The organism is Pseudomonas fluorescens (assembly GCF_040448305.1).
GTDB classification, from domain to species: domain Bacteria; phylum Pseudomonadota; class Gammaproteobacteria; order Pseudomonadales; family Pseudomonadaceae; genus Aquipseudomonas; species Aquipseudomonas fluorescens_BH.
Window position 1 is genome coordinate 6,604,959 of record NZ_CP148752.1, and the last position, 21,108, is coordinate 6,626,066.

General features: G+C 59.5%; 22 protein-coding genes. 13 read left to right on the forward strand and 9 right to left on the reverse strand.

What is annotated here, in order from left to right; genetic code table 11:
- Positions 1-63 precede the first annotated feature (63 nt).
- The 3 genes from gltS to rph all read right to left on the reverse strand — a co-directional run bounded on the left by gltS (position 64) and on the right by rph (position 2,772).
- Positions 64-1,269: a sodium/glutamate symporter gene (gene gltS, locus WHX55_RS30255; protein WP_150757464.1), complete on the reverse strand. Its 1,206-nt coding sequence runs from the start codon at positions 1,267-1,269 to the stop codon at positions 64-66.
- Positions 1,270-1,652: 383 nt separating this feature from the next.
- Positions 1,653-2,021, reverse strand: coding sequence for a DUF4870 domain-containing protein (locus tag WHX55_RS30260; protein WP_103395943.1), 369 nt, complete (start codon positions 2,019-2,021; stop codon positions 1,653-1,655).
- A 28-nt stretch (positions 2,022-2,049) separates the two neighbouring features.
- Positions 2,050-2,772 carry a ribonuclease PH gene (gene rph, locus WHX55_RS30265; protein WP_007989575.1) on the reverse strand — a complete coding sequence of 241 codons (723 nt, stop codon included), beginning with the start codon at positions 2,770-2,772 and terminating at the stop codon, positions 2,050-2,052.
- Positions 2,773-3,040: 268 nt separating this feature from the next.
- On the opposite strand from rph, the gene WHX55_RS30270 reads away from it, so the two are divergent.
- The 6 genes from WHX55_RS30270 to WHX55_RS30295 all read left to right on the forward strand — a co-directional run bounded on the left by WHX55_RS30270 (position 3,041) and on the right by WHX55_RS30295 (position 8,346).
- Positions 3,041-3,904, forward strand: a complete 864-nt coding sequence (locus WHX55_RS30270) for a YicC/YloC family endoribonuclease (RefSeq protein ID WP_150757463.1) — start codon at positions 3,041-3,043, stop codon at positions 3,902-3,904.
- 13 nt (positions 3,905-3,917) lie between these two features.
- The gene (gene gmk, locus WHX55_RS30275; protein ID WP_046038947.1) at positions 3,918-4,538 is read left to right on the forward strand and encodes a guanylate kinase; all 621 of its coding nucleotides are present in this window, start codon (positions 3,918-3,920) and stop codon (positions 4,536-4,538) included.
- A 167-nt stretch (positions 4,539-4,705) separates the two neighbouring features.
- Positions 4,706-4,969 (forward strand): DNA-directed RNA polymerase subunit omega, encoded by a 264-nt coding sequence (rpoZ, locus tag WHX55_RS30280; RefSeq protein WP_007921129.1) that lies wholly within the window; start codon positions 4,706-4,708, stop codon positions 4,967-4,969.
- A 57-nt stretch (positions 4,970-5,026) separates the two neighbouring features.
- The gene (gene spoT, locus WHX55_RS30285; RefSeq protein ID WP_095943403.1) at positions 5,027-7,132 is read left to right on the forward strand and encodes a bifunctional GTP diphosphokinase/guanosine-3',5'-bis pyrophosphate 3'-pyrophosphohydrolase; all 2,106 of its coding nucleotides are present in this window, start codon (positions 5,027-5,029) and stop codon (positions 7,130-7,132) included.
- Between the two features lie 24 nt (positions 7,133-7,156).
- Positions 7,157-7,537 (forward strand): RidA family protein, encoded by a 381-nt coding sequence (locus WHX55_RS30290; RefSeq protein ID WP_003229509.1) that lies wholly within the window; start codon positions 7,157-7,159, stop codon positions 7,535-7,537.
- A 68-nt stretch (positions 7,538-7,605) separates the two neighbouring features.
- Positions 7,606-8,346 carry a hypothetical protein gene (locus WHX55_RS30295; protein ID WP_150724885.1) on the forward strand — a complete coding sequence of 247 codons (741 nt, stop codon included), beginning with the start codon at positions 7,606-7,608 and terminating at the stop codon, positions 8,344-8,346.
- A 138-nt stretch (positions 8,347-8,484) separates the two neighbouring features.
- Here the strand turns inward: WHX55_RS30295 and WHX55_RS30300 are convergent, their stop codons facing one another.
- Positions 8,485-9,342 carry an SDR family oxidoreductase gene (locus WHX55_RS30300; protein ID WP_150757462.1) on the reverse strand — a complete coding sequence of 286 codons (858 nt, stop codon included), beginning with the start codon at positions 9,340-9,342 and terminating at the stop codon, positions 8,485-8,487.
- A 188-nt stretch (positions 9,343-9,530) separates the two neighbouring features.
- On the opposite strand from WHX55_RS30300, the gene exbB reads away from it, so the two are divergent.
- From exbB to WHX55_RS30330, 6 genes are all read left to right on the forward strand, one after another.
- The gene (exbB, locus tag WHX55_RS30305; RefSeq protein ID WP_150724883.1) at positions 9,531-10,502 is read left to right on the forward strand and encodes a tonB-system energizer ExbB; all 972 of its coding nucleotides are present in this window, start codon (positions 9,531-9,533) and stop codon (positions 10,500-10,502) included.
- 6 nt (positions 10,503-10,508) lie between these two features.
- Positions 10,509-10,937 carry a TonB system transport protein ExbD gene (gene exbD / locus WHX55_RS30310; protein WP_007975187.1) on the forward strand — a complete coding sequence of 143 codons (429 nt, stop codon included), beginning with the start codon at positions 10,509-10,511 and terminating at the stop codon, positions 10,935-10,937.
- A complete protein-coding gene (locus WHX55_RS30315) occupies positions 10,934-11,683 on the forward strand; it encodes an energy transducer TonB (protein ID WP_150757461.1) in 750 nt (249 codons plus the stop codon). The genes exbD and WHX55_RS30315 overlap by 4 nt, the downstream gene beginning before the upstream one ends.
- Positions 11,684-11,968: 285 nt before the next feature.
- Positions 11,969-12,898, forward strand: a complete 930-nt coding sequence (locus WHX55_RS30320) for a hydrogen peroxide-inducible genes activator (protein WP_008047093.1) — start codon at positions 11,969-11,971, stop codon at positions 12,896-12,898.
- A 9-nt stretch (positions 12,899-12,907) separates the two neighbouring features.
- On the forward strand, positions 12,908-14,983 hold the full coding sequence (gene recG, locus WHX55_RS30325) for an ATP-dependent DNA helicase RecG (protein WP_150757460.1): 2,076 nt from the start codon (positions 12,908-12,910) through the stop codon (positions 14,981-14,983).
- Between the two features lie 78 nt (positions 14,984-15,061).
- Positions 15,062-16,465 carry an aminoacyl-tRNA deacylase and HDOD domain-containing protein gene (locus WHX55_RS30330; protein WP_150757459.1) on the forward strand — a complete coding sequence of 468 codons (1,404 nt, stop codon included), beginning with the start codon at positions 15,062-15,064 and terminating at the stop codon, positions 16,463-16,465.
- A gap of 83 nt (positions 16,466-16,548) precedes the next feature.
- On the opposite strand, the gene WHX55_RS30335 is transcribed toward WHX55_RS30330, so the two are convergent.
- Together WHX55_RS30335 and WHX55_RS30340 are read right to left on the reverse strand one after the other, a co-directional pair.
- On the reverse strand, positions 16,549-17,850 hold the full coding sequence (locus WHX55_RS30335) for a hypothetical protein (protein WP_353741770.1): 1,302 nt from the start codon (positions 17,848-17,850) through the stop codon (positions 16,549-16,551).
- A gap of 162 nt (positions 17,851-18,012) precedes the next feature.
- Positions 18,013-18,399, reverse strand: coding sequence for a helicase (locus tag WHX55_RS30340; RefSeq protein WP_150753838.1), 387 nt, complete (start codon positions 18,397-18,399; stop codon positions 18,013-18,015).
- Positions 18,400-18,786: 387 nt separating this feature from the next.
- Between WHX55_RS30340 and WHX55_RS30345 the strand changes: the two genes are divergently transcribed.
- Complete coding sequence (locus WHX55_RS30345) at positions 18,787-19,179, forward strand: DUF6124 family protein (protein ID WP_353741771.1); 393 nt, start codon at positions 18,787-18,789, stop codon at positions 19,177-19,179.
- A gap of 89 nt (positions 19,180-19,268) precedes the next feature.
- On the opposite strand, the gene WHX55_RS30350 is transcribed toward WHX55_RS30345, so the two are convergent.
- The 3 genes from WHX55_RS30350 to WHX55_RS30360 form a co-directional block, all read right to left on the reverse strand.
- Entirely contained in the window at positions 19,269-19,544 is a 276-nt protein-coding gene (locus WHX55_RS30350) for an HU family DNA-binding protein (protein ID WP_003195589.1), read from the reverse strand.
- A gap of 194 nt (positions 19,545-19,738) precedes the next feature.
- Positions 19,739-20,887 carry an FAD-dependent oxidoreductase gene (locus WHX55_RS30355; protein ID WP_150757456.1) on the reverse strand — a complete coding sequence of 383 codons (1,149 nt, stop codon included), beginning with the start codon at positions 20,885-20,887 and terminating at the stop codon, positions 19,739-19,741.
- Positions 20,888-20,905: 18 nt separating this feature from the next.
- Positions 20,906-21,076, reverse strand: a complete 171-nt coding sequence (locus WHX55_RS30360; protein WP_007995385.1) for a rubredoxin — start codon at positions 21,074-21,076, stop codon at positions 20,906-20,908.
- Positions 21,077-21,108 lie beyond the last annotated feature (32 nt).

A 21,108-nucleotide genomic window follows, 5' to 3' on the forward strand; every position in this document is an offset into this window, starting at 1 on the left:
CCGTATCGCAAGATACGGGCATTTTTTATGCGCTCTATTCAGGGGGGCCCAACGGCCTGAACTTCAAACCACGGCGAAAAACGGCAGTGCAAGGTACAACTTGATGACGATGACATTAATGATGTCGATGAAGAAAGCACCCACCATTGGCACCACCAGGAACGCTATCTGAGAAGGCCCATAGCGCTGTGTCACCGCTTGCATATTGGCGATGGCCGTTGGCGTGGCACCCAGTCCGAAACCGCAATGCCCTGCCGCCAATACAGCCGCGTCGTAGTTACTGCCCATCATCCTGAATGTCACAAAAATCGCAAACAGAGCCATGACCAACGTTTGCGCAGCCAGGATAATAAAAATCGGCAACGCCAGTGCAGCCAGATCCCACAACTTGAGCGACATCAGAGCGATTGCCAAAAACAGAGACAAACTGACATTCCCCAGCACGGAGACTTCTCGCTCAAACACCTGATACACGCCAAGCGCCGAAAGCCCGTTCCGTAAAAGTACGCCCACGAACAACACGCAAACAAACGTCGGCAACTCAAATGCGGTTCCCTGAAGCCACCCATTCAGGAGTGAGCCCGCCAGCAGGCTGACAGCGATCAAAGCCAGTGTCTCGACTAGCGAAAACGACGTGATCGAGCGCTCTTTGTTCGGTTGTTCAAAGCCCTTGGGCAGCCGTGGCTTTTCCTGCTCGCAGCCGGGTGTCTGGACACGACTGATGAGCAGGCGGGCAACAGGCCCGCCAATCAAGCCGCCCAGCACCAGGCCAAACGTTGCAGAAGCCATTGCCAACTCAGAGGCAGAGGCCAGACCGAACTTCTCGCTGAACGTCGCCCCCCATGCAGCACCTGTACCGTGACCACCTGCCAGAGTAATCGAGCCTGTCAACAAGCCCATCAACGGATCGAGCCCCAACGCCGTTGCGAGCCCGATGCCCATGGCATTCTGGATCATCAGAAGTCCGACAACCGCCAGCAGAAAGATCCCCACTATGCGTCCGCCCTTCTTCAGGCTGGCGAAGTCTGCGCTCAAGCCAATCGTGGCAAAAAAAGCCAACATCAAGGGAGTTTGCAGCGAGGTATCAAATCGGATTTCAATATCGAGAGTTCTTAAAGCCAGAAGACCCAAGGCAACCACCAGGCCGCCTGCTACAGGTTCCGGGATATTATAAGTACGTAAAAAACCGACACGCGAGACAAGAGCGCGCCCCAACAAAAGTACTAAAGAGGCGGCGACAAGTGTTCCATAAAAATCGAGCTGAAGCATTTGGGATATTCTTGCTTTTACATTCAGGGGCGAACTTTTTACCTGGACACGCCTCTTGAACAGGTTGATCAATCTCAACACTGACTAGTATTAGATTCAGAGGCCGTCAATGGCCAGAATATATCGAAATATTTCTTTATAAATATTACTTGCGGCAACTTTATCAATCGCCAAGTCTCATTGCCAAGCATACAAGCCGTACTGAGCTTTGCAGTTTGTGACTAAACGTGTAAGAAATTTTATTTGCACGAATGAACTTCGCTTGAATAGCGAGCGACCAAGTACGCAACATTAGAGATTAATCTGATTGCAAAAAAACAAATGCCCCAACATGTCGGGGCACTTGTATTGAACTGCGCTTAAAATAGCATCAGCGTCTTGGCTTACTTGATCAACCGCCATGTGAACGGGTACCGGTAAGGCTGCCCTTCATTGGCTTTCACCCCGGCAATGATCGTCAGCACCAGCGCACCAATCGCGATCAGGCCAAACAGGAAGAACCCGATAATCAACAGCATCAGCAGGAAGCAGATAGCCGAGGCGATCGCGACAGTGATCTGAAAATTCAGCGCTTCCTTGCCCTGGGCATCGATGAACGGGTCCATCTCACGCTTCATCTGCCAGAGAATCAGCGGGCCGATGATCGTGCCAAACGGAATCCAGATCCCCAGCAAGGCGGACAAGTGGCAAAACATGGCCCACTGACGCACCTCTTGGCTCGGCGTGGGCAGCGGCAGTTGCTCGTCACTCATGGTGTCCTCCTTGCCTGGAGCAGTCCGGTCAGTCGGCCAATGCGGCCTTTTGCAATTCGAAGATCTCGTTCATGCCTTTCTTGGCCAGTTCAAGCATCGCGTTCAGCTCTTCAGGCTGGAACGGCGCGCCTTCGGCAGTGCCCTGGACTTCGATGAAGCCGCCAGCGCTGGTCATCACCACGTTCAGGTCGGTCTCGGCGGCCGAGTCTTCCAGGTAGTCGAGGTCGAGCACAGGCTCACCCTTGTACATGCCCACGGAAACCGCAGCGATCATTTGCTTGACCGGGTCGCCGCCCTTCAGGCCGCCACGCTTCTTGATGACTTTCAAGGCATCGATCAGCGCAACCATGGAACCGGTGATCGAAGCCGTGCGGGTACCGCCATCAGCCTGGATCACATCGCAGTCGACGTACAGGGTGACATCGCCCAGCTTGGACATGTCCAGCGCAGCGCGCAGGGAACGACCGATCAGACGCTGGATTTCCAGGGTGCGGCCGCCTTGCTTGCCGCGGCTGGCTTCACGCTGGTTACGCTCGCCGGTAGCGCGCGGCAGCATGCCGTACTCGGCGGTCAGCCAACCCTGGCCCTGGCCTTTCAGGAAACGCGGTACGCCCGGTTCAACGCTGACGGTGCAGATGACCTTGGTATCGCCAAACTCGACCAGCACAGAACCCTCGGCGTGTTTGGTGTAGTTGCGGGTGATGCGGATCGAGCGGAGCTGATCGGCAGCGCGACCACTTGGACGTATCATAGGGAGTACCTGTACTGGGGACGGAAAACTGCGGAGCATTATAGAGCCGACGGCCGCCACTGGGCACTTCTAAAAAATTCCGCCGACGACCGAGGGCTCTGCACCGCGCGTCGGTGCAGGCCTGCCGCTCTTTGTCACACCGTGTGTTTGGGCGCATCCGCGCCACTGCGCTACAATCCTGCGCCTTTGCTGCCAGTCGGCTTTAATTCATTGATATCGGATTCCCGGAACCTCGGTTCTGTGCCGATCTGCCTTGCGAGGTACCTCCATGGTGCACAGCATGACCGCCTTCGCCCGCGTCGAGAAAGTCGGCGTCCAGGGCACCCTGAGCTGGGAACTGCGGTCGGTCAACAGCCGCTACCTGGAACCCCACCTGCGCCTGCCGGAATCCTTCCGCGACCTCGAGGGCGCTGTTCGTGAAGCCCTGCGCCAGGGTGTATCGCGGGGCAAGCTCGAATGCACCCTGCGCTTCACCGAAGAAAACACCGGCAAAGCACTGCAAATCGATCAGGAGCGCGCCGCGCAACTGGTCGCCGCCGCCGAGACCATCGCCAGCCTGATCAAGAACCCGGCAGCGCTGAACCCGCTGGAAGTCCTGGCCTGGCCCGGCGTACTGGTAGGCGACGCCACTGACCCGCAAGCCTTGAACGCCGAAGCGCTGGCACTGTTCAACCAAGGCCTCAAGGAACTGAAGGCCGGCCGCGAGCGCGAAGGCGCGGAGCTGGCGCGGCTGATCAACGAGCGCCTGAGCGCCATTGAAGAAGACGTGGTGACCTTGCGCGAACTGGTCCCGCAAATGCTCGCCACCCAGCGCCAGAAAGTCCTCGACCGCTTCGCCGACATGAAGGCCGAGATGGATCCGCAGCGCCTGGAGCAGGAAATGGTCATGCTCGCGCAAAAAAGCGACGTCGCCGAAGAACTGGATCGCCTGAGCACTCACATCATCGAAGTTCGCCGGGTGCTCAAATCCGGCGGTGCCGCCGGTCGGCGCCTGGACTTCCTGATGCAGGAACTCAACCGCGAAGCCAATACACTGGGCTCCAAAGCCTTCGACCCGCGCAGCACCCAGGCTGCGGTCAACCTCAAGGTGTTGATCGAGCAGATGCGCGAACAAGTGCAGAATATTGAGTAAGGCTACCCCCGACATGACACACAGCACCGGCACCCTGTACATCATTTCCGCCCCTTCGGGCGCGGGCAAGAGCAGTCTGGTCAAGGCCCTGACCGACGCAAATCCGGAGATCCGCGTCTCGGTCTCCCACACCACCCGCGCCATGCGTCCCGGTGAAGTGAATGGCGTGAACTATCACTTCGTCGACCGCAGCGAGTTCGTGAAGATGATCGAGCACGGGGATTTCCTCGAGCGCGCCGAAGTGTTCGGCAATCTCTACGGCACTTCGCAAAGCCACCTGCAGCAGACCCTGGACGAAGGCCACGACCTGATTCTGGAAATCGACTGGCAAGGTGCCGAGCAAGTGCGCAAGCTGATGCCTCAGGCCCGCTCGATCTTCATTCTGCCGCCGTCATTGCAGGCCCTGCACCAGCGTCTGACCAATCGCGGCCAGGACAGTGACGAAGTCATTGACGGCCGGATGCGCGAAGCCGTCAGCGAAATGAGCCACTACGTCGACTACGACTACCTGATCATCAACGACGATTTCGCCCACGCGCTGCACGACCTGAAGGCGATTTTCCGCGCCAATCAGCTGATTCAAAAGCGTCAGCAGCAGCGTCACGGCAAATTGCTGGCTGAATTGCTCGGTTAATCAGCTCTTCCCAAAACCGCTGCAAGGGCTTTACATTGGCACTTGTAGCGCGTTGAAGGGCTTGGTCAAAAAATCAGCGCTTCCCTAAACGCTGGTGATTTTTTAAACTGTCGAGTCCGCTCGCCCATCCGGGCAGCGCGCATATTGCATTTGCTACGAGGAAGACCATGGCCCGCGTAACCGTTGAAGACTGCCTAGAACACGTGGATAACCGCTTTGAGCTGGTCATGCTCTCTACCAAGCGTGCCCGTCAACTGGCCACCGGCGGCAAAGAGCCGAAAGTAGCATGGGAAAACGACAAGCCTACCGTCGTCGCCCTGCGCGAAATCGCTGAAGGCCTGATCGACTACGCAGCTATCGCCGAAGCCGAAATCGTTGAAGATGAACCGCTTTTTGCTGCATTCGAGGACGAGTCCAACGAGGCCGTCTAAGCCTATGCCTGGTCGACGTAGCACGGCGCGGGATAAAAGCTTACGGCAGGAGATATCATGCCGAGCATAGACGCCCTCGCCGATCGCTTATCGACCTACCTCGGCAAGGACCAGGTCAATCTGGTCCGCCGAGCGTATTTCTACGCCGAACAAGCCCACGACGGCCAACGCCGCCGTAGCGGCGAGGCGTACGTCACGCACCCACTCGCGGTTGCGAATATTCTTGCCGACATGCACATGGACCATCAGAGCCTGATGGCCGCGATGCTGCATGACGTGATCGAAGACACCGGTATTGCCAAGGAAGCGCTGCAAGCGCAGTTCGGCGAAACCGTGGCCGAACTGGTCGACGGGGTCAGCAAACTGACCCAGATGAACTTCGAGACCAAGGCCGAGGCACAAGCCGAAAACTTCCAGAAAATGGCCATGGCCATGGCCCGCGACATTCGCGTGATCCTGGTCAAGCTGGCCGACCGCCTGCACAACATGCGCACGCTGGAAGTGCTGTCCGGGGAAAAACGCCGGCGCATCGCCAAGGAAACCCTGGAAATCTATGCACCCATCGCCAACCGGCTGGGCATGCACGCCATCCGCATAGAATTCGAAGACCTCGGCTTCAAGGCCATGCACCCGATGCGTTCCGCGCGGATCTACCAGGCGGTCAAACGCGCCCGGGGCAACCGCAAGGAAATCGTCAACAAGATCGAAGAATCCTTAAGCCACTGCCTGGCCATCGATGGCATTCAGGGCGAGGTCAGCGGTCGCCAGAAACACCTCTACGGCATCTACAAGAAAATGCGCGGCAAGCGTCGGGCCTTCAACGAGATCATGGACGTCTACGCGTTCCGGATCATCGTCGACAAGGTCGATACCTGCTACCGCGTGCTGGGTGCTGTACATAACTTATATAAACCACTGCCGGGGCGCTTCAAGGATTACATCGCGATCCCCAAGGCCAACGGCTATCAGTCGCTGCACACCACGCTGTTCGGCATGCACGGTGTTCCGATCGAGATCCAGATCCGCACCCGTGAAATGGAAGAAATGGCCAACAACGGCATCGCTGCCCATTGGCTGTACAAGTCCAGCGGCGACGAGCAGCCGAAAGGCACCCATGCCCGCGCCCGCCAGTGGGTCAAGGGCGTGCTGGAAATGCAGCAACGCGCTGGCAACTCGCTGGAATTCATCGAAAGCGTGAAGATCGACCTGTTCCCGGACGAGGTCTACGTGTTCACGCCCAAAGGCCGGATCATGGAGCTGCCCAAGGGCTCCACGGCGGTCGACTTCGCTTACGCGGTACACACCGACGTGGGCAACAGCTGCATCGCCTGCCGGATCAATCGTCGTCTCGCGCCGCTGTCCGAACCGCTGCAAAGCGGCTCCACGGTCGAGATCGTCAGCGCTCCCGGCGCGCGGCCGAACCCGGCCTGGCTCAACTTCGTGGTCACCGGCAAGGCGCGCACGCACATTCGCCATGCACTGAAACTGCAACGCCGCTCCGAATCCATCAGCCTCGGCGAGCGCCTGCTGAACAAGGTCCTCAACGGCTTCGACAGCTCGCTGGAGAAAATCCCGGCCGAACGCGTCAAGGCCATGCTCGTCGAGTACCGCCTGGAACTGATCGAAGATTTGCTCGAAGACATCGGCCTGGGCAATCGCATGGCCTATGTGGTGGCCCGCCGGTTGCTGGGCGAAGGCGAACAGTTGCCAAGTGCAGAAGGCCCGCTGGCGATTCGCGGCACCGAAGGCCTGGTACTCAGCTACGCCAAGTGTTGCACGCCGATCCCGGGCGACCCGATTGTCGGCCACCTGTCCGCTGGCAAAGGCATGGTCGTGCACCTGGACAACTGCCGCAACATCAGCGAAATCCGCCACAACCCGGAAAAATGCATCCAGCTCTCGTGGGCCAAGGACGTTACCGGCGAATTCAACGTCGAACTGCGCGTCGAACTGGAACACCAGCGCGGCCTGATCGCCCTGCTGGCCAGCAGCGTCAACGCCGCCGACGGCAACATCGAGAAAATCAGCATGGACGAACGCGATGGTCGCATCAGCGTGGTCCAGTTGGTGGTCAGCGTGCACGACCGCGTGCACCTGGCCCGCGTGATCAAGAAACTGCGCGCCTTGACCGGGGTGATTCGCATCACCCGCATGCGCGCCTAAGCCCCTAATTACAAGGAGTCCTACATGACCAAGACTGTTATCACCAGCGACAAGGCCCCGGCCGCCATCGGCACTTACTCCCAGGCGATCAAGGCTGGCAACACCGTTTACATGTCAGGTCAGATTCCCCTGGACCCAAAAACCATGGAACTGGTTGAAGGCTTCGAAGCCCAGACCGTCCAGGTGTTCGAGAACCTCAAGGCCGTTGCTGAAGCCGCTGGTGGTTCGTTCAAGGACATCGTCAAGCTGAACATCTTCCTCACCGACCTGAGCCACTTCGCCAAGGTCAACGAGATCATGGGCAAGTACTTCGACCAGCCTTACCCTGCACGCGCCGCCATCGGCGTAGCAGCCCTGCCAAAGGGTTCGCAGGTTGAAATGGATGCCATCCTGGTCATCGAGTAATGCGTACGGCGCAGCCTCGGGCTGCGCCGACTGCTCTGCTGTAAAGAATGCTTGAAAGGATTCCACCCATGCGCAACGCGCTTGCTCTCTCGCTGCTCGCCCTGTTCCTGGGCGGATGTGCCAGCAACCCTGCCGACCGCGACATCAGCGGCACCTGGATCAACCAGGTGGCGATCGATGCCGCCGCCAAAGGCGTCCCCCTGCGTGAAGCGCTCCAGGCCTATGGCCCCAACCTGGAATGGGACATCAACACCAAGGCCGGCCAGGCCCGCTACACCAACGGTTTTGAAAATGTCGACGGCAAGCTACTGGGCGAAGAGTCCGGCGCCTGGAAAGTCGACTTTTATGGCAGCTCGGCCAGTGAGCTGAAGCGTGACGGCAAGCAACTGAGCCAGTCCGCCAGCGACAACGAGCCTGAGCAAGTCTTCGACCGCGTACAGATCCAGGTACCGGATGGCGCACCGATGGGTGCCAGCTTCGAACGTGCGCTGTATTCAGCCTACATGGGCGGCGGCTGGACAATCGTCAGTGGCCCGGGTGAAGGCAGCACGGTTCAATTCCAGGCCGACGGCCAGGTGACCGGCCTGCCAGGCAGCGACCGCTATGCATTGTGCCTGGCCGGCGATTGCGCCTCCATGAGCGGCGGCAATGACAACATGTGGCTGCAACAGAATGGCCAGGGCAACGCCTGGATCTTTGCACGCAAGGGCAAGGAGCTGGAGATTTTCCAGACCGTGAACACGGCGCAGGCTGACGAGATGCCCTCGTTCACCCCGGGTGAGCGCAAGTGGTTGCTCGAGAAACAATAAGCATCCCTTGAAAGCACCACAAAACACTGTGGGAGCGAGCTTGCTCGCGATGAGGCCATAACATCCAACATCATCGTTGACTGTTATGCCGCCATCGCGAGCAAGCCCGCTCCCACAGGTGTTTACGGCGCCTGGAAGTCAGCTGCGCCCCTCAATGATCGCCGCATACCCCTCGCGAAAACTCGGATACTTCGGCGTCCAGCCCAACGCTTTTGCCCGCGCATTGCTGCAGCGCTTGCTGCCTGTGCGACGCACGCTGTCATCATCGGCCCATTCGGTCACACCCAGATACTCACGCAACCAGTCCACCACATCGGCCAGTGCTGCCGGCGCGTCATCGACGCCGATATAGACATCATCCAGCGCCACACCACGCCGATCCGCCTCAAGCAGGCACGCCATCAATCCTGCGGCGTCGTCGGCATGAATTCGATTGGCATACAACGGCGGATCGGTTACCACGCGATACCCCCGACGAACCTGAGTCAGTAGCCACTCACGGCCCGGACCATAAATGCCGGTCAGACGCACGATGCTCGCCGGAATGCCGCTTTTAAGGGCTAGTTGCTCGGCCTCGAGCATCACACGCCCGGAATAGCCCGCCGCCACGGCCGGTGAAGCCTCATCGACCCATTCGCCGTTCTGCTGACCGTAGACGCTGCTGCTGGAAACGAACAACAGGCGATTGGGTATCTGCCCGTAGTCGTCCAGCCACTCCAGCACATGCTCCAGGCCCTGGACATACGCAGCGCGGTAGCCGGCTTCGTCGTGATCGGTGGCCGCCGCGCAATACACCAGGTAATCCACGGCGCCGATTGGCCAAGTGTCCGGGCAGTCTTTGTTGAACAGGTCACCGGCCACGCCGATGACGCCCTCGGGCAGGCGTGAAACGTCGCGTCGCAGGCCATGGACCTCCCACCCCGCCGCCAGCAATTGTGTGGCCAAGCGGCTGCCGACATCACCGCAGCCGGCGATCAAAACAGTAGGCGCAGACATCAGAAAACTCCCATCGGAAAGCCACAGACTAGCGCCGGCAATAGACAGGCGGCTAGCAATGCAGGAAAAAAAGAGACGCTATTACTTCTGTTAACAAGAATTACTTGCAATAATGCGCCCCACTTTTGTTCTCGGCCTTTCGAGGCCTGGAAGAACATCACCCGTTTTTTCTCTCAGGTCCGGCCAGCATGACACGCAATCAATTCTCCGCTTCGCCAACCAAACGACCTCGCGCCTGGAGCGCGGTGGCCGCCCTGCTCCTCAGCCTGATGCTCGCGCCAGTCGCCGCTTTCGCCGATGCCCAGGCGCCAGCTACACCAGCCGCCACCGCGCCGGCTCCGGCCGATCACGCCGCCCCTTCCGTTGCTCCGGTAGCGACCGATCCTGCCCAGGCCGCACCGGCAGAAACGCTTGGTGAAGACGTCCCTGAGGTCCTCGAAGCCGACAACACCTTGGGCATGGCCCACGACCTGTCGCCGTGGGGCATGTACAAGAACGCCGACATCATCGTCAAAATCGTGATGATCGGCCTGGCCATCGCCTCGATCATCACCTGGACCATCTGGATCGCCAAGGGTCTTGAGCTGATGGGCGCCAAGCGTCGTCTGCGCGGTGAAATCGCCCAACTGAAAAAATCCGCCTCCCTCAAGGAAGCCAGCGCCACTGCGGCGAAGGAAGGCACCCTGGCCAACCTGCTGGTACATGACGCTCTCGAAGAGATGCGCCTGTCGGTCAACAGCCGTGAGAAAGAAGGCATCAAGGAACGCGTCAGCTTCCGTCTTGAGCGCCTGGTCGCCGCCTGCGGGCGCAACATGAGCAGCGGCACCGGCGTGCTGGCCACCATCGGTTCCACCGCGCCGTTCGTCGGCCTGTTCGGTACCGTGTGGGGCATCATGAACAGCTTCATCGGCATCGCCAAGACCCAGACCACCAACCTCGCCGTCGTCGCCCCCGGCATCGCCGAAGCCCTGCTGGCTACCGCGCTGGGTCTGGTTGCAGCGATCCCTGCGGTCGTGATCTACAACGTCTTTGCCCGCTCCATCGCCGGTTACAAGGCTCAGGTGTCCGACGCGTCGGCACAGGTCCTGCTGCTGGTCAGCCGCGACCTCGACCACCAGCCTGAGCGCAGCTCGCAACCGCACATGGTGAAAGTGGGGTAATCGGCCATGGGCCTGCATTTGAAAGAAGGGGCAGACGACGATCTGTCCGAAAACCACGAAATCAACGTTACGCCGTTCATCGACGTGATGTTGGTACTGTTGATCATCTTCATGGTGGCGGCCCCGCTGGCCACCGTGGACATCAAGGTCGACCTGCCCGCCTCGACCGCCAAACCGGCGCCGCGGCCAGAGAAACCGGTGTTCCTCAGCGTCAAGGCCGACCAGCGCCTGTTCCTCGGTGAAGACGAAGTGAAGGCCGAAGCACTCGGCGCCACCCTCGACGCCAGGACCCAGGGCAAGAAAGACACGACAATCTTCTTCCAGGCCGACAAAGGCGTGGATTACGGCGACCTGATGAGCGTGATGGACAACCTGCGTTCTGCCGGTTACCTGAAGGTAGGTCTGGTCGGACTCGAGACGGCAGCCAAGAAATGATCACGACGCGCCATAAGCTGACGCGTTACAGCGGTAGCCTGGCTGTGGTGCTGGGTGTTCACGCGCTGGCCATCGCGCTGGCGCTGAACTGGTCCGCCCGTCCGCCCATCGAATTGCCTCCCCAGGCAATGATGGTCGAGCTGGCACCGGTTCCTGCCCCGCCACCGCCTGCTCCGCCGAAAGTCGTCACCCCGCCGCAGCCACCGGCTCCGATTGAAGAACTGCCGATTCCCAAGCTCGCAGAAGCGCCGAAAGCTGAAATTGCCGTGCCCAAGCCCGTCAAGCCAAAGCCCAAGCCGCAGCCGCCCAAACCGGTAGAAAAGAAACCTGAGCCGCCGAAGGAAAAACCGGCCGAAGAAAAGCCTGCCGAAACCCAGCAGACTCAGGCACCGACGGAGAAATCCGCCCAGCCTGCGCCGGGTCCGTCGCCTGCTCAAATGGCAGCCAAGGCCAGCTGGCAAGGCACGCTGTTGGCACACCTGCAGAAGTACAAGAAGTACCCTGCAAGTGCCCAGGCGCGGGGCAAGGAAGGCATGAACCGTCTGCGTTTCGTCGTGGATGCCGAAGGCAATGTGTTGTCGTTTGAGCTGGTAGGCGCCTCGGGCACTGCCGATCTGGACCGGGCCACCCTGGAAATGATCCGCCGCGCTCAACCGCTGCCCAAGCCACCGGCCGACATGCTGACCAACGGTTCCATCGAAATTGTTGCACCGTTTGTGTATTCGCTGGAAAAGCGCCGCCGGTAAATGCACCACCGCCCCATGTGGGAGCGAGCTTGCTCGCGATAGCGGTCTGACATTCAACGCGGATGTCGAATGTTGGGCCCTCATCGCGAGCAAGCTCGCTCCCACAGAGGTTTCTGCCAGCAGGAAGGCCGCGTTCCAAGCCCAAAAGGCACCGAAAGGTGCCTTTTGCATATCTGCCAGCGGCAATCCGGCATTGTCCGGTGTCACTCGACGCACTCAGTCTGATAACGTGCGTCTATCGATTGCAGCCGGTATGCTTGGCCCGCAACTACATGGACGCTAGCTATGACCCTCACAGAATTACGCTACATCGTTACCCTCGCCCAAGAGCAGCACTTCGGCCACGCGGCCGAGCGTTGCCACGTCAGCCAACCGACCCTGTCGGTGGGTGTGAAAAAGCTTGAAGACGAACTCGGTGTGCTGATTTTCGAGCGCAGCAAAAGCGCCGTGCGCCTGACGCCGGTCGGCGAAGGCATCGTGGCCCAGGCCCAAAAGGTATTGGAACAGGCCCAAGGCATCCGCGAACTGGCCCAGGCTGGCAAGAACCAGCTGACCGCCCCGCTCAAGGTCGGCGCGATCTACACCGTCGGACCGTACCTGTTTCCGCACCTGATTCCACAACTGCACCGGGTCGCCCCGCAGATGCCGTTGTACATCGAAGAAAACTTCACCCACGTGCTGCGCGACAAGCTGCGCAACGGCGAGCTCGACGCGATCATCATCGCCCTGCCGTTCAATGAAGCCGACGTGCTGACCCTGCAGCTCTACGACGAGCCGTTCTACGTGCTGATGCCGGCGCAGCACCCGTGGACACAAAAGGAATCCATCGACGCCAGTCTGCTCAACGACAAGAGCCTGCTGCTGCTCGGCGAAGGCCACTGCTTCCGCGATCAGGTACTGGAAGCCTGCCCGACCCTGACCAAAGGCAACGACGGCGCCAAGCACACCACGGTGGAATCCAGTTCCCTGGAAACCATTCGCCACATGGTCGCCTCGGGCCTCGGGATTTCGATCCTGCCGTTGTCGGCAGTCGACAGCCATCACTACGCCCCCGGCGTGATCGAAGTGCGTCCGTTGTCGGCACCCGTACCGTTCCGCACCGTGGCCATTGCCTGGCGCGCCAGCTTTCCGCGCCCGAAAGCGATTGAAATCCTCGCTGACTCCATTCGCCTGTGCTCGGTGGCCAAGCCAGCGGCACAAGTCGCTGCGGGCTAAGCAAGGGTCATGAGCGAGTTGTCGCAAGTGTCGGTGACGGCACTCAAGGGTGTCGGTGAAGCCATGGCCGAGAAACTGGCCAAGGTCGGCCTGGAAAACCTCCAGGACGTGTTGTTTCACCTGCCCCTGCGCTATCAGGACCGCACTCGCGTGGTGCCGATCGGCGCACTGCGGCCCGGGCAAGATGCGGTCATCGAAGGCACCGTCAGCGGTGCCGATGTGGTCATGGGCCGGCGGCGCAGCCTGGTGGTCCGATTGCAGGATGGCACCGGGGGCTTGAGCCTGCGTTTCTATCACTTCAGCAACGCGCAAAAGGAAGGCCTCAAACGCGGCACGCGGATTCGCTGCTACGGCGAGGCGCGACCCGGTGCTTCGGGGCTGGAGATCTACCACCCGGAATACCGCGCCATCACCGGCGACGAACCGCCGCCGGTGGATGAAACCCTGACCCCGGTCTACCCGCTGACCGAAGGCCTGACCCAACAGCGCTTGCGCCAGTTGTGCATGCAGACCCTCACCCTGCTCGGCCCCAGCAGCCTGCCCGACTGGCTGCCGAACGAACTGGCCCGCGACTACCAATTGGCGCCGCTGGCCGATGCGATTCGCTACCTGCACAACCCGCCCGCCGATGCCGACGTCGATGAACTGGCCCTCGGTCACCACTGGGCGCAGCACCGTCTGGCTTTCGAAGAACTGCTGACCCATCAGCTGTCGCAACAACGCCTGCGCGAAAGCATGCGCGCCCTGCGTGCGCCCGCGATGCCCAAAGCCACGCAACTGCCGGCCAAATACCTGGCCAACCTCGGCTTCAACCCAACCGGTGCCCAGCAACGGGTCGGCAATGAAATCGCCTATGACCTCAGCCAGCACGAACCGATGCTGCGGCTGATCCAGGGTGACGTCGGCGCCGGCAAAACCGTGGTCGCCGCCCTTGCCGCGCTGCAAGCGCTGGAGGCCGGTTATCAGGTTGCGCTGATGGCGCCCACCGAGATTCTCGCCGAGCAGCACTTCATTACCTTCAAGCGCTGGCTCGAACCGCTGGGCATCGAAGTCGCATGGCTGGCCGGCAAGCTCAAGGGTAAGAACCGCGTAGCCGCGCTGGAGCAAATCGCCAGCGGCACGCCGATGGTGGTCGGCACCCACGCGTTGTTCCAGGACGAAGTGCAATTCAAGAACCTGGCGCTGGTGATCATCGACGAACAGCACCGTTTCGGCGTACAGCAGCGTCTGGCCTTGCGGCAGAAAGGCGTCGGCGGGCGCATGTGCCCGCACCAGTTGATCATGACCGCCACGCCGATTCCGCGCACGCTGGCCATGAGCGCCTACGCCGATCTCGACACCTCGATCCTCGACGAATTGCCGCCCGGCCGAACCCCGGTCAACACCGTGCTGATCACCGACACCCGGCGGGTCGAAGTCATCGAACGGGTGCGCAGCGCTTGCGCCGAGGGGCGCCAGGCCTATTGGGTGTGCACGCTGATCGAAGAGTCGGAAGAGTTGACCTGCCAGGCCGCCGAAACCACCTTCGAAGACCTCACCGCCGCCCTTGGCGAGTTGAAAGTCGGGCTGATCCACGGCCGTATGAAGCCTGCGGAAAAAGCTGCGGTGATGGCCGAGTTCAAGGCCGGCAACCTGCAACTGCTGGTCGCGACCACGGTGATCGAAGTCGGCGTGGACGTGCCCAACGCCAGCCTGATGATCATCGAGAACCCCGAGCGCCTGGGCCTGGCGCAATTGCACCAGTTGCGCGGCCGCGTCGGCCGGGGCAGCGCCGTCAGCCATTGCGTGCTGCTCTACCATCCGCCGCTGTCGCAGATCGGCCGCCAGCGCCTGGGCATCATGCGCGAAACCAACGACGGTTTTGTCATCGCCGAAAAGGATCTGGAACTGCGTGGCCCCGGCGAAATGCTCGGCACCCGGCAGACAGGTTTGCTGCAATTCAAGGTCGCCGACCTGATGCGCGATGCCGATTTGCTGCCCGCCGTGCGGGATGCCGCCCAGGCATTGCTCGAGCGCTGGCCGACCCACGTCAGCCCGCTACTCGACCGATGGCTGCGTCATGGCCAACAATACGGCCAAGTGTGACAACCGTCACGGTTTCTGAGGCGTGGCCCCAAGCAAGCTGGTTATACTCCCGCAATTGTTTTAGTCCGGATACAGACCATGACCGACGTTGCCTTCGCACCCGACACCCCGCACGCTCCGTCGGTCATTCGGCTGATGCTGGGCAAATTGGGCATTGCCTACGAAGAAGTGCTGGACCGTCACGGCCTGAATGCCGCGCGCAAAGTGCAGGCCGTTCTGCTGGATGACAGCGTTGGCGTGTTGATGGTGCTGTTCCCGCAGAGCCAATTGCTGGACCTCAATCGCCTCACTGAACTCACCGGTCGCCGCCTCGCCGCCGTACCGACCGAACGCCTGACAAAAATGCTCGGCAAGCACAATCTCAGCTTGCTGCCGGGCCTGCCGGCACTGACCAGTTCACCGTGCCTGTACGACGCAAGCCTGCTGCACGAGCCGAAGTTGCTGATCAACTCCGGTGAGCCGGGCGTGTTGCTGGAAATCTCCAGTGAAGACTTCAAGGCGACCATGCTGACCAAGGCCAGCGCCGCCAATTTCGGCGAAAACCTGACCAGCATCCGTCCGAACCTCAACCGCCCCGATGACGACCGCGAGGAAATCACCCAGGCCGTCCAGGCGTTCACCGCACGACGCATCCAGCAGCGTCTGGAAGCGACCATCGAAATTCCGCCGCTGGCCGAAACCGCGCAAAAAATCATCAAGCTGCGCGTCGACCCCAACGCCACCATCGACGACATCACCGGCGTGGTCGAAACCGACCCGGCGCTGGCCGCACAAGTCGTGAGCTGGGCGGCATCGCCGTACTACGCCTCGCCGGGCAAGATCCGCTCGGTGGAAGATGCCATCGTCCGGGTGCTGGGCTTCGACCTGGTGATCAACCTGGCGCTGGGCCTGGCCCTGGGCAAAACCCTGAGCCTGCCCAAGGACCACCCGCAACACTCCACCCCGTACTGGCAGCAATCGATCTACACCGCCGCCGTCATCGAAGGCCTGACCCGCGCCATGCCGCGCGCCCAGCGTCCGGAAGCCGGCCTGACCTACCTGGCCGGCCTGCTGCACAACTTCGGCTACCTGCTGCTGGCCCATGTGTTCCCGCCACACTTCTCGCTGATCTGCCGCCACCTGGAGGTCAACCCACACCTGTGCCACAGCTTTGTGGAACAACACCTGCTGGGCATCAGCCGGGAACAGATCGGCACGTGGCTGATGCGCTACTGGGACATGCCTGAAGAACTGGCCACCGCCCTGCGCTTCCAGCACGACCCGGCCTACGACGGCGCCTACGCCGAATACCCGAATCTGGTGTGCCTGTCTGTGCGCCTGCTGCGCAGCCGTGGCATCGGCTCGGGCCCCGACGAAGACATCCCCGACGCCCTGCTCGAACGCCTTGGCCTGAGCCGCGAAAAAGCCAACGACGTGGTCAGCAAAGTCCTCGAGGCCGAAGTGTTACTGCGCGAACTGGCTTCGCAATTTACTCAGGGCTGAAAGCTTATGGGGTAAACCTCGCTCCTGCAGGTAGCATCCGCTGGCAGGAGTGAGGCTTACCTGGAAGACATGATCAGCACCCGTCACAACAGGCAACGCAGTAAAAATGGATTTGCCGCACTGCCGACAAGGACAAGCTTCTGGTCCTTCGTTACTTTCATCTCCTTGAAAGAACCAATGCGGGCGAACCAGCCCTTCCCGTCGAAAGACAAATCCAGCAAGCCACTCGACAAATACCGTGCTGCCACTTCCCCCCCGGCAACGATGATCGAGTTGGAGCCCTCCTGCCATTCGCAGTTTTGCCACATACGCCATTCAGGCGATTCTTTAGAAAACAGCGGCTTGCCATTATTGAACAAAAGGTTGAACGACCCGCTCGGGGTTAAAACTGCAAGCCATGGTATATCAGAGAATGAAGTATCAAACGTCTTTTTTGCACCGCCTACCACTACAACTGCACCGTCACTACCTCTAACTGAAATTGTCCCAACTTCAATCTGTGAAAACTCAGAATCGGCAATAATAACTGCGCGCCAATTATTGAAATCGGCGTCTAATTGACCATCTTCCTTGTAACGAACAACATAACTGTTTAAATATGTGGGAGTTTGGTTGGAGTTGACGTAGATCCCTGCAACCAAAATTTTTCCGTCTTTTTGATACGCAATACTCGTGGCCATACTTTCATCGTAATCAACACCTTCAAGCTTGACGTATAAGAAACCCTTTTCATTAAAGGTTTTGTCGAGTGAGCCATCCGGCATAAGGCGAAACACCATCCCATCGCGGAAATGGTCGGGATAATGCGGAACTCCAGTGTGCGCCACAAGAATTTTTCCATCCGGCTGCACGCACACAGACCCACCCTGATACTCATACAAAATGAGAAACCGCTTACGACGGCTCTCACTTTTCATCTCAACAACTTGCGGAGACTGCAAACTCTCTTTATCAGTCGGCCGCCAAGGGTTGATATTTACGACCCCATCAGTACCAAAAGTGGTGTCAATTTGGCCATTCTGATCCAATTTTCTGAGCACAATATCGCCGTGCCCCAAATCATCCACCCGCATACTTTTTACTAAAAACCTGTCGTCCAGATAAGAGAATAGTGAAAATCTACCGGCTGTAGTAATACCTGGCAGAACTATTAAACCATTCTTACCGAACGAACTATCGAAAAAGCCATTGGTATTCAAACGCCTTAACTTCAGCGTACTGTACGAATCAAAAAAATCGTTGTTGGCATAGAGCAATTTTCCGCTTGGTAACGGAAGAATAGATTGGGAACCAGCAGTCCCCTCGGACACTAGGCCCACCACACCATTATCTCCAAATGACGGGTCAAGCGCTCCCGCCTTCGTGCCTTTCTGCATCTGGTCCATAGCCGTGCTCCATGGTGACGAATCAAAGGTGTAGACCCACTACACCCGACACAGTGGAGCACGCAAAATTTTCGGCTGTAACTGTCATTAATGACAGTTACATAGTTTTTTTCTAACTAGATTTCGACTTCGTTAATCCCGAAACAACCACGAAACACTCTTTCAACGCGAAGCAACAGGCTTTTTCTTCGGCTTCAAATACTTGGTCAACCCCTGGAACCAGATCACCAGCGCCGGGTTGCCCTTGATCTGAATCGACTTGTCCTGAATCCCCGTCATGAACGCCAGTTGCTTGTTCTTCGCCTGCATCGTGGCAAAGCCGTACGCGGCGTCTTTAAAGGCAATCGCAAACGCAGGCTCGGCATGCACACCCGATTGGCTGGTGATGCGCTGGTCCTTCACGCGGAAATGCCGCGCCACTTTCCCGTCCAGGGTCTGCAACTGAAACACCAGGTCCTTGTCCCCCAACTGCTGCTGAAACGCCGGATTAGTCCGGCTGGCCTTACCCATCAACAAACCCAGCATCCACAGCAGAAAACGAAATTTCATGCGCACAGCCTCAAGAGAAAAATGAACGGCTGGGGCAGTTTAACGGCTTCAGGGGATAACACCAGTATCCAGCTGCATTAGGAGAAGATCATTACCATTACCTGCACGATGACTACTAAGTCACAATTATCAGCAGATCACTCCGACCACTCCACACGCCACTCCTACACCAAACGAAACACATTCTGTAGGAGCTGACGGAGGCTGCGATTTTTTGATCCCCCACCCTGCAAACCTATCGGAAACTTCCTTCAAAATGCTGCGCTACGCATGAACTAGGCGAGTTTTGGATTCATCGATAACCTCTGATCGTCACCGCCAAAAACGGCGACCGGATGTGCAAGTCCGAAATCGGGAGCAAAACTTCTTAACCAAGGATTTACACCAATGACTCCGATACCCGACGCATCCGAAAACGAAGCCACATCCCCCTACGAATCCCTCGATTCCAAAAAACTCCACGAAACCGCCGAACGCGCCCTCGATCACTATCTCACCCCACCAAAACAAACACCGACGAAACGCAGCGGCCAACTCTTCAGTGTCTGCCCGGACATCAGCACCGAAGCACTCCTGGCCAACGCCTCGGAAGATCTGCTGTCCATCAGCGCCATCGCCGCTGACCTGGCCGATGATGTAAACGGTTCACGCCGCTCAGTAGCCTTGGCGATCAGTCGCGTGGCTGAGGGGGCGCATTTGCTGGTAGAGCGGGCGTTGGATCATCTGGATGAGCCGCAAATGGCGGCGATTCTCGCCAAGCAACAAAGCGGGCTCGGCTGATTCGCCACCCACAAAAAATGGGCACCCAACCCTGGTTGGCGTGCCCATTTTTTATTCCACTCCCCCGCTACGCGGGAGGTGAAAAAGGATTACGGATTAACGCTGTCTTTCAACGATTTGCCTGGCTTGAACGCAACGGTGTTGCTGGCCTTGATTTTGACGGGTTCACCGGTTTGCGGGTTTTTGCCGGTGCGGGCACCGCGATGGCGTTGCAGGAAGGTGCCGAAGCCCACCAGCGTCACGCTGTCTTTGCGGTGCAGGGCACCGGTGATTTCTTCAAGAACGGCGTTGAGAACGCGGTTGGCTTGTTCTTTGGTGAGGTCTGCTTTTTCAGCAATGGCTGCTGCGAGGTCTGGTTTACGCATGTGAGTGAAGCCCCTTTGACGGTTTGTTGTTGTTATGTCCGTGCTGCTCTCTGCGGAGCAGCGCCAAAAGCGCCGCAGGTGCTCTACTCTGCGGCAGACGGGAGTGAGGATGGCACGCAGTGAGGCCCCGCGCCAGTATCGGCGCGGCCATTGTTAGGGCAAAAGGGGGGTGATTCCGACAGAACGACCGGTATTTATGCCAACAGGGCCGGAAGCTCTTTGTTCAGGGCCAGTTTTTCCATCACGGCGGCACCGGTGAGGGCGTAACCGAGCAGCTTGCCCGCGGCATCGCGGCATAAAACCTTGATGTCGGCGCCCTGCCCTTCGATTGTCCAAATGCCCTCTGCACCCCGTGGCGGCTGGGACACCACCAGCGGGCAGACCGGGGTTTTGACGGTGATTGGCATCGGGCCATAGGTGACGGCGGTCGGGTTGCCGGCCAGGGTTTGCGCCAGCGCCCTCGCACAGCTCATCAGGGGCATCACGTACAGCAGGTTCAGCCCGTCGACCTCGGCGCAGTCGCCCAGGGCGTAGATGTTGGCGTGGGAGGTCTTCAGGTGCCGATCGACCATGACGCCACGGCTGACCTGCAAACCGGCCGCAGCCGCCAGGTCGACGCGCGGGCGCAGGCCAATGGCCGAGACCACCACGTCGCACGGGATCACCTGGCCATCGGACAGGTGCGCTTCCAGGCCGTCAGCCACTCGCTGCAGGCGATTGAGCACCGGGCCGAGGTGGAAGCGCGCGCCGAGGCTTTCGAGGCCTGCCTGCACCGCAGCGGCCGCCGCCGGGTGCAACAGGGTCGGCATGACTTGTTCGCACGGTGCAACCAGTTGCACTTCGTATCCGCCCAAGGTCAGGTCGTTGGCGAACTCACAGCCGATCAGACCGGCGCCGAGCAGCAGCACGCGGCGCTTGCCGGCCGCCGCCGCACGGAAGCGTGCGTAGTCTTCCAGGTCGTTGATCGGGAATACGCAATCCGCCGCGTCGCCTTCGATGGGCACGCGCACGGTTTCGGCGCCCCAGGCCAGGATCAGGTCGCGGTAGATCACCGCTTCTTCACCGATCCACAGGCGTTTGTGGCCCGGGTCGATGCCGCTGATGCGCGTGTGGGTGCGTATTTCGGCCTTGAGCTGTTCGGCCATGGTGCCGGGCTCGGCCATGCTCAGGCCGTCGGCATCCTTGTTTTTGCCGAAGCCGGTGGAGAGCATCGGCTTGGAGTAGGAGCGCCCGTCATCGGCGGTAATCAGCAGCAGCGGGGTTTCGCTATCGAGTTTGCGAAACTCGCGGGCCACGTTGTAGCCCGCCAGGCCGGTGCCAATGATTACGACAGGTGCGTTCATTCCTTACTCCTCAATTATTCAGGCAGCGATTTCGATCATTTCAAAATCCATTTTGCCCACACCGCAGTCCGGGCACAGCCAGTCTGCCGGGACGTCTTCCCAACGGGTGCCCGGCGCAATGCCGTCATCCGGCCAACCGTCGGCTTCGTTGTAGATCAGGCCGCAGACGATACATTGCCACTTTTTCATCAGGTACTTCCTCAGGGTTCAGGCGTTTGCCG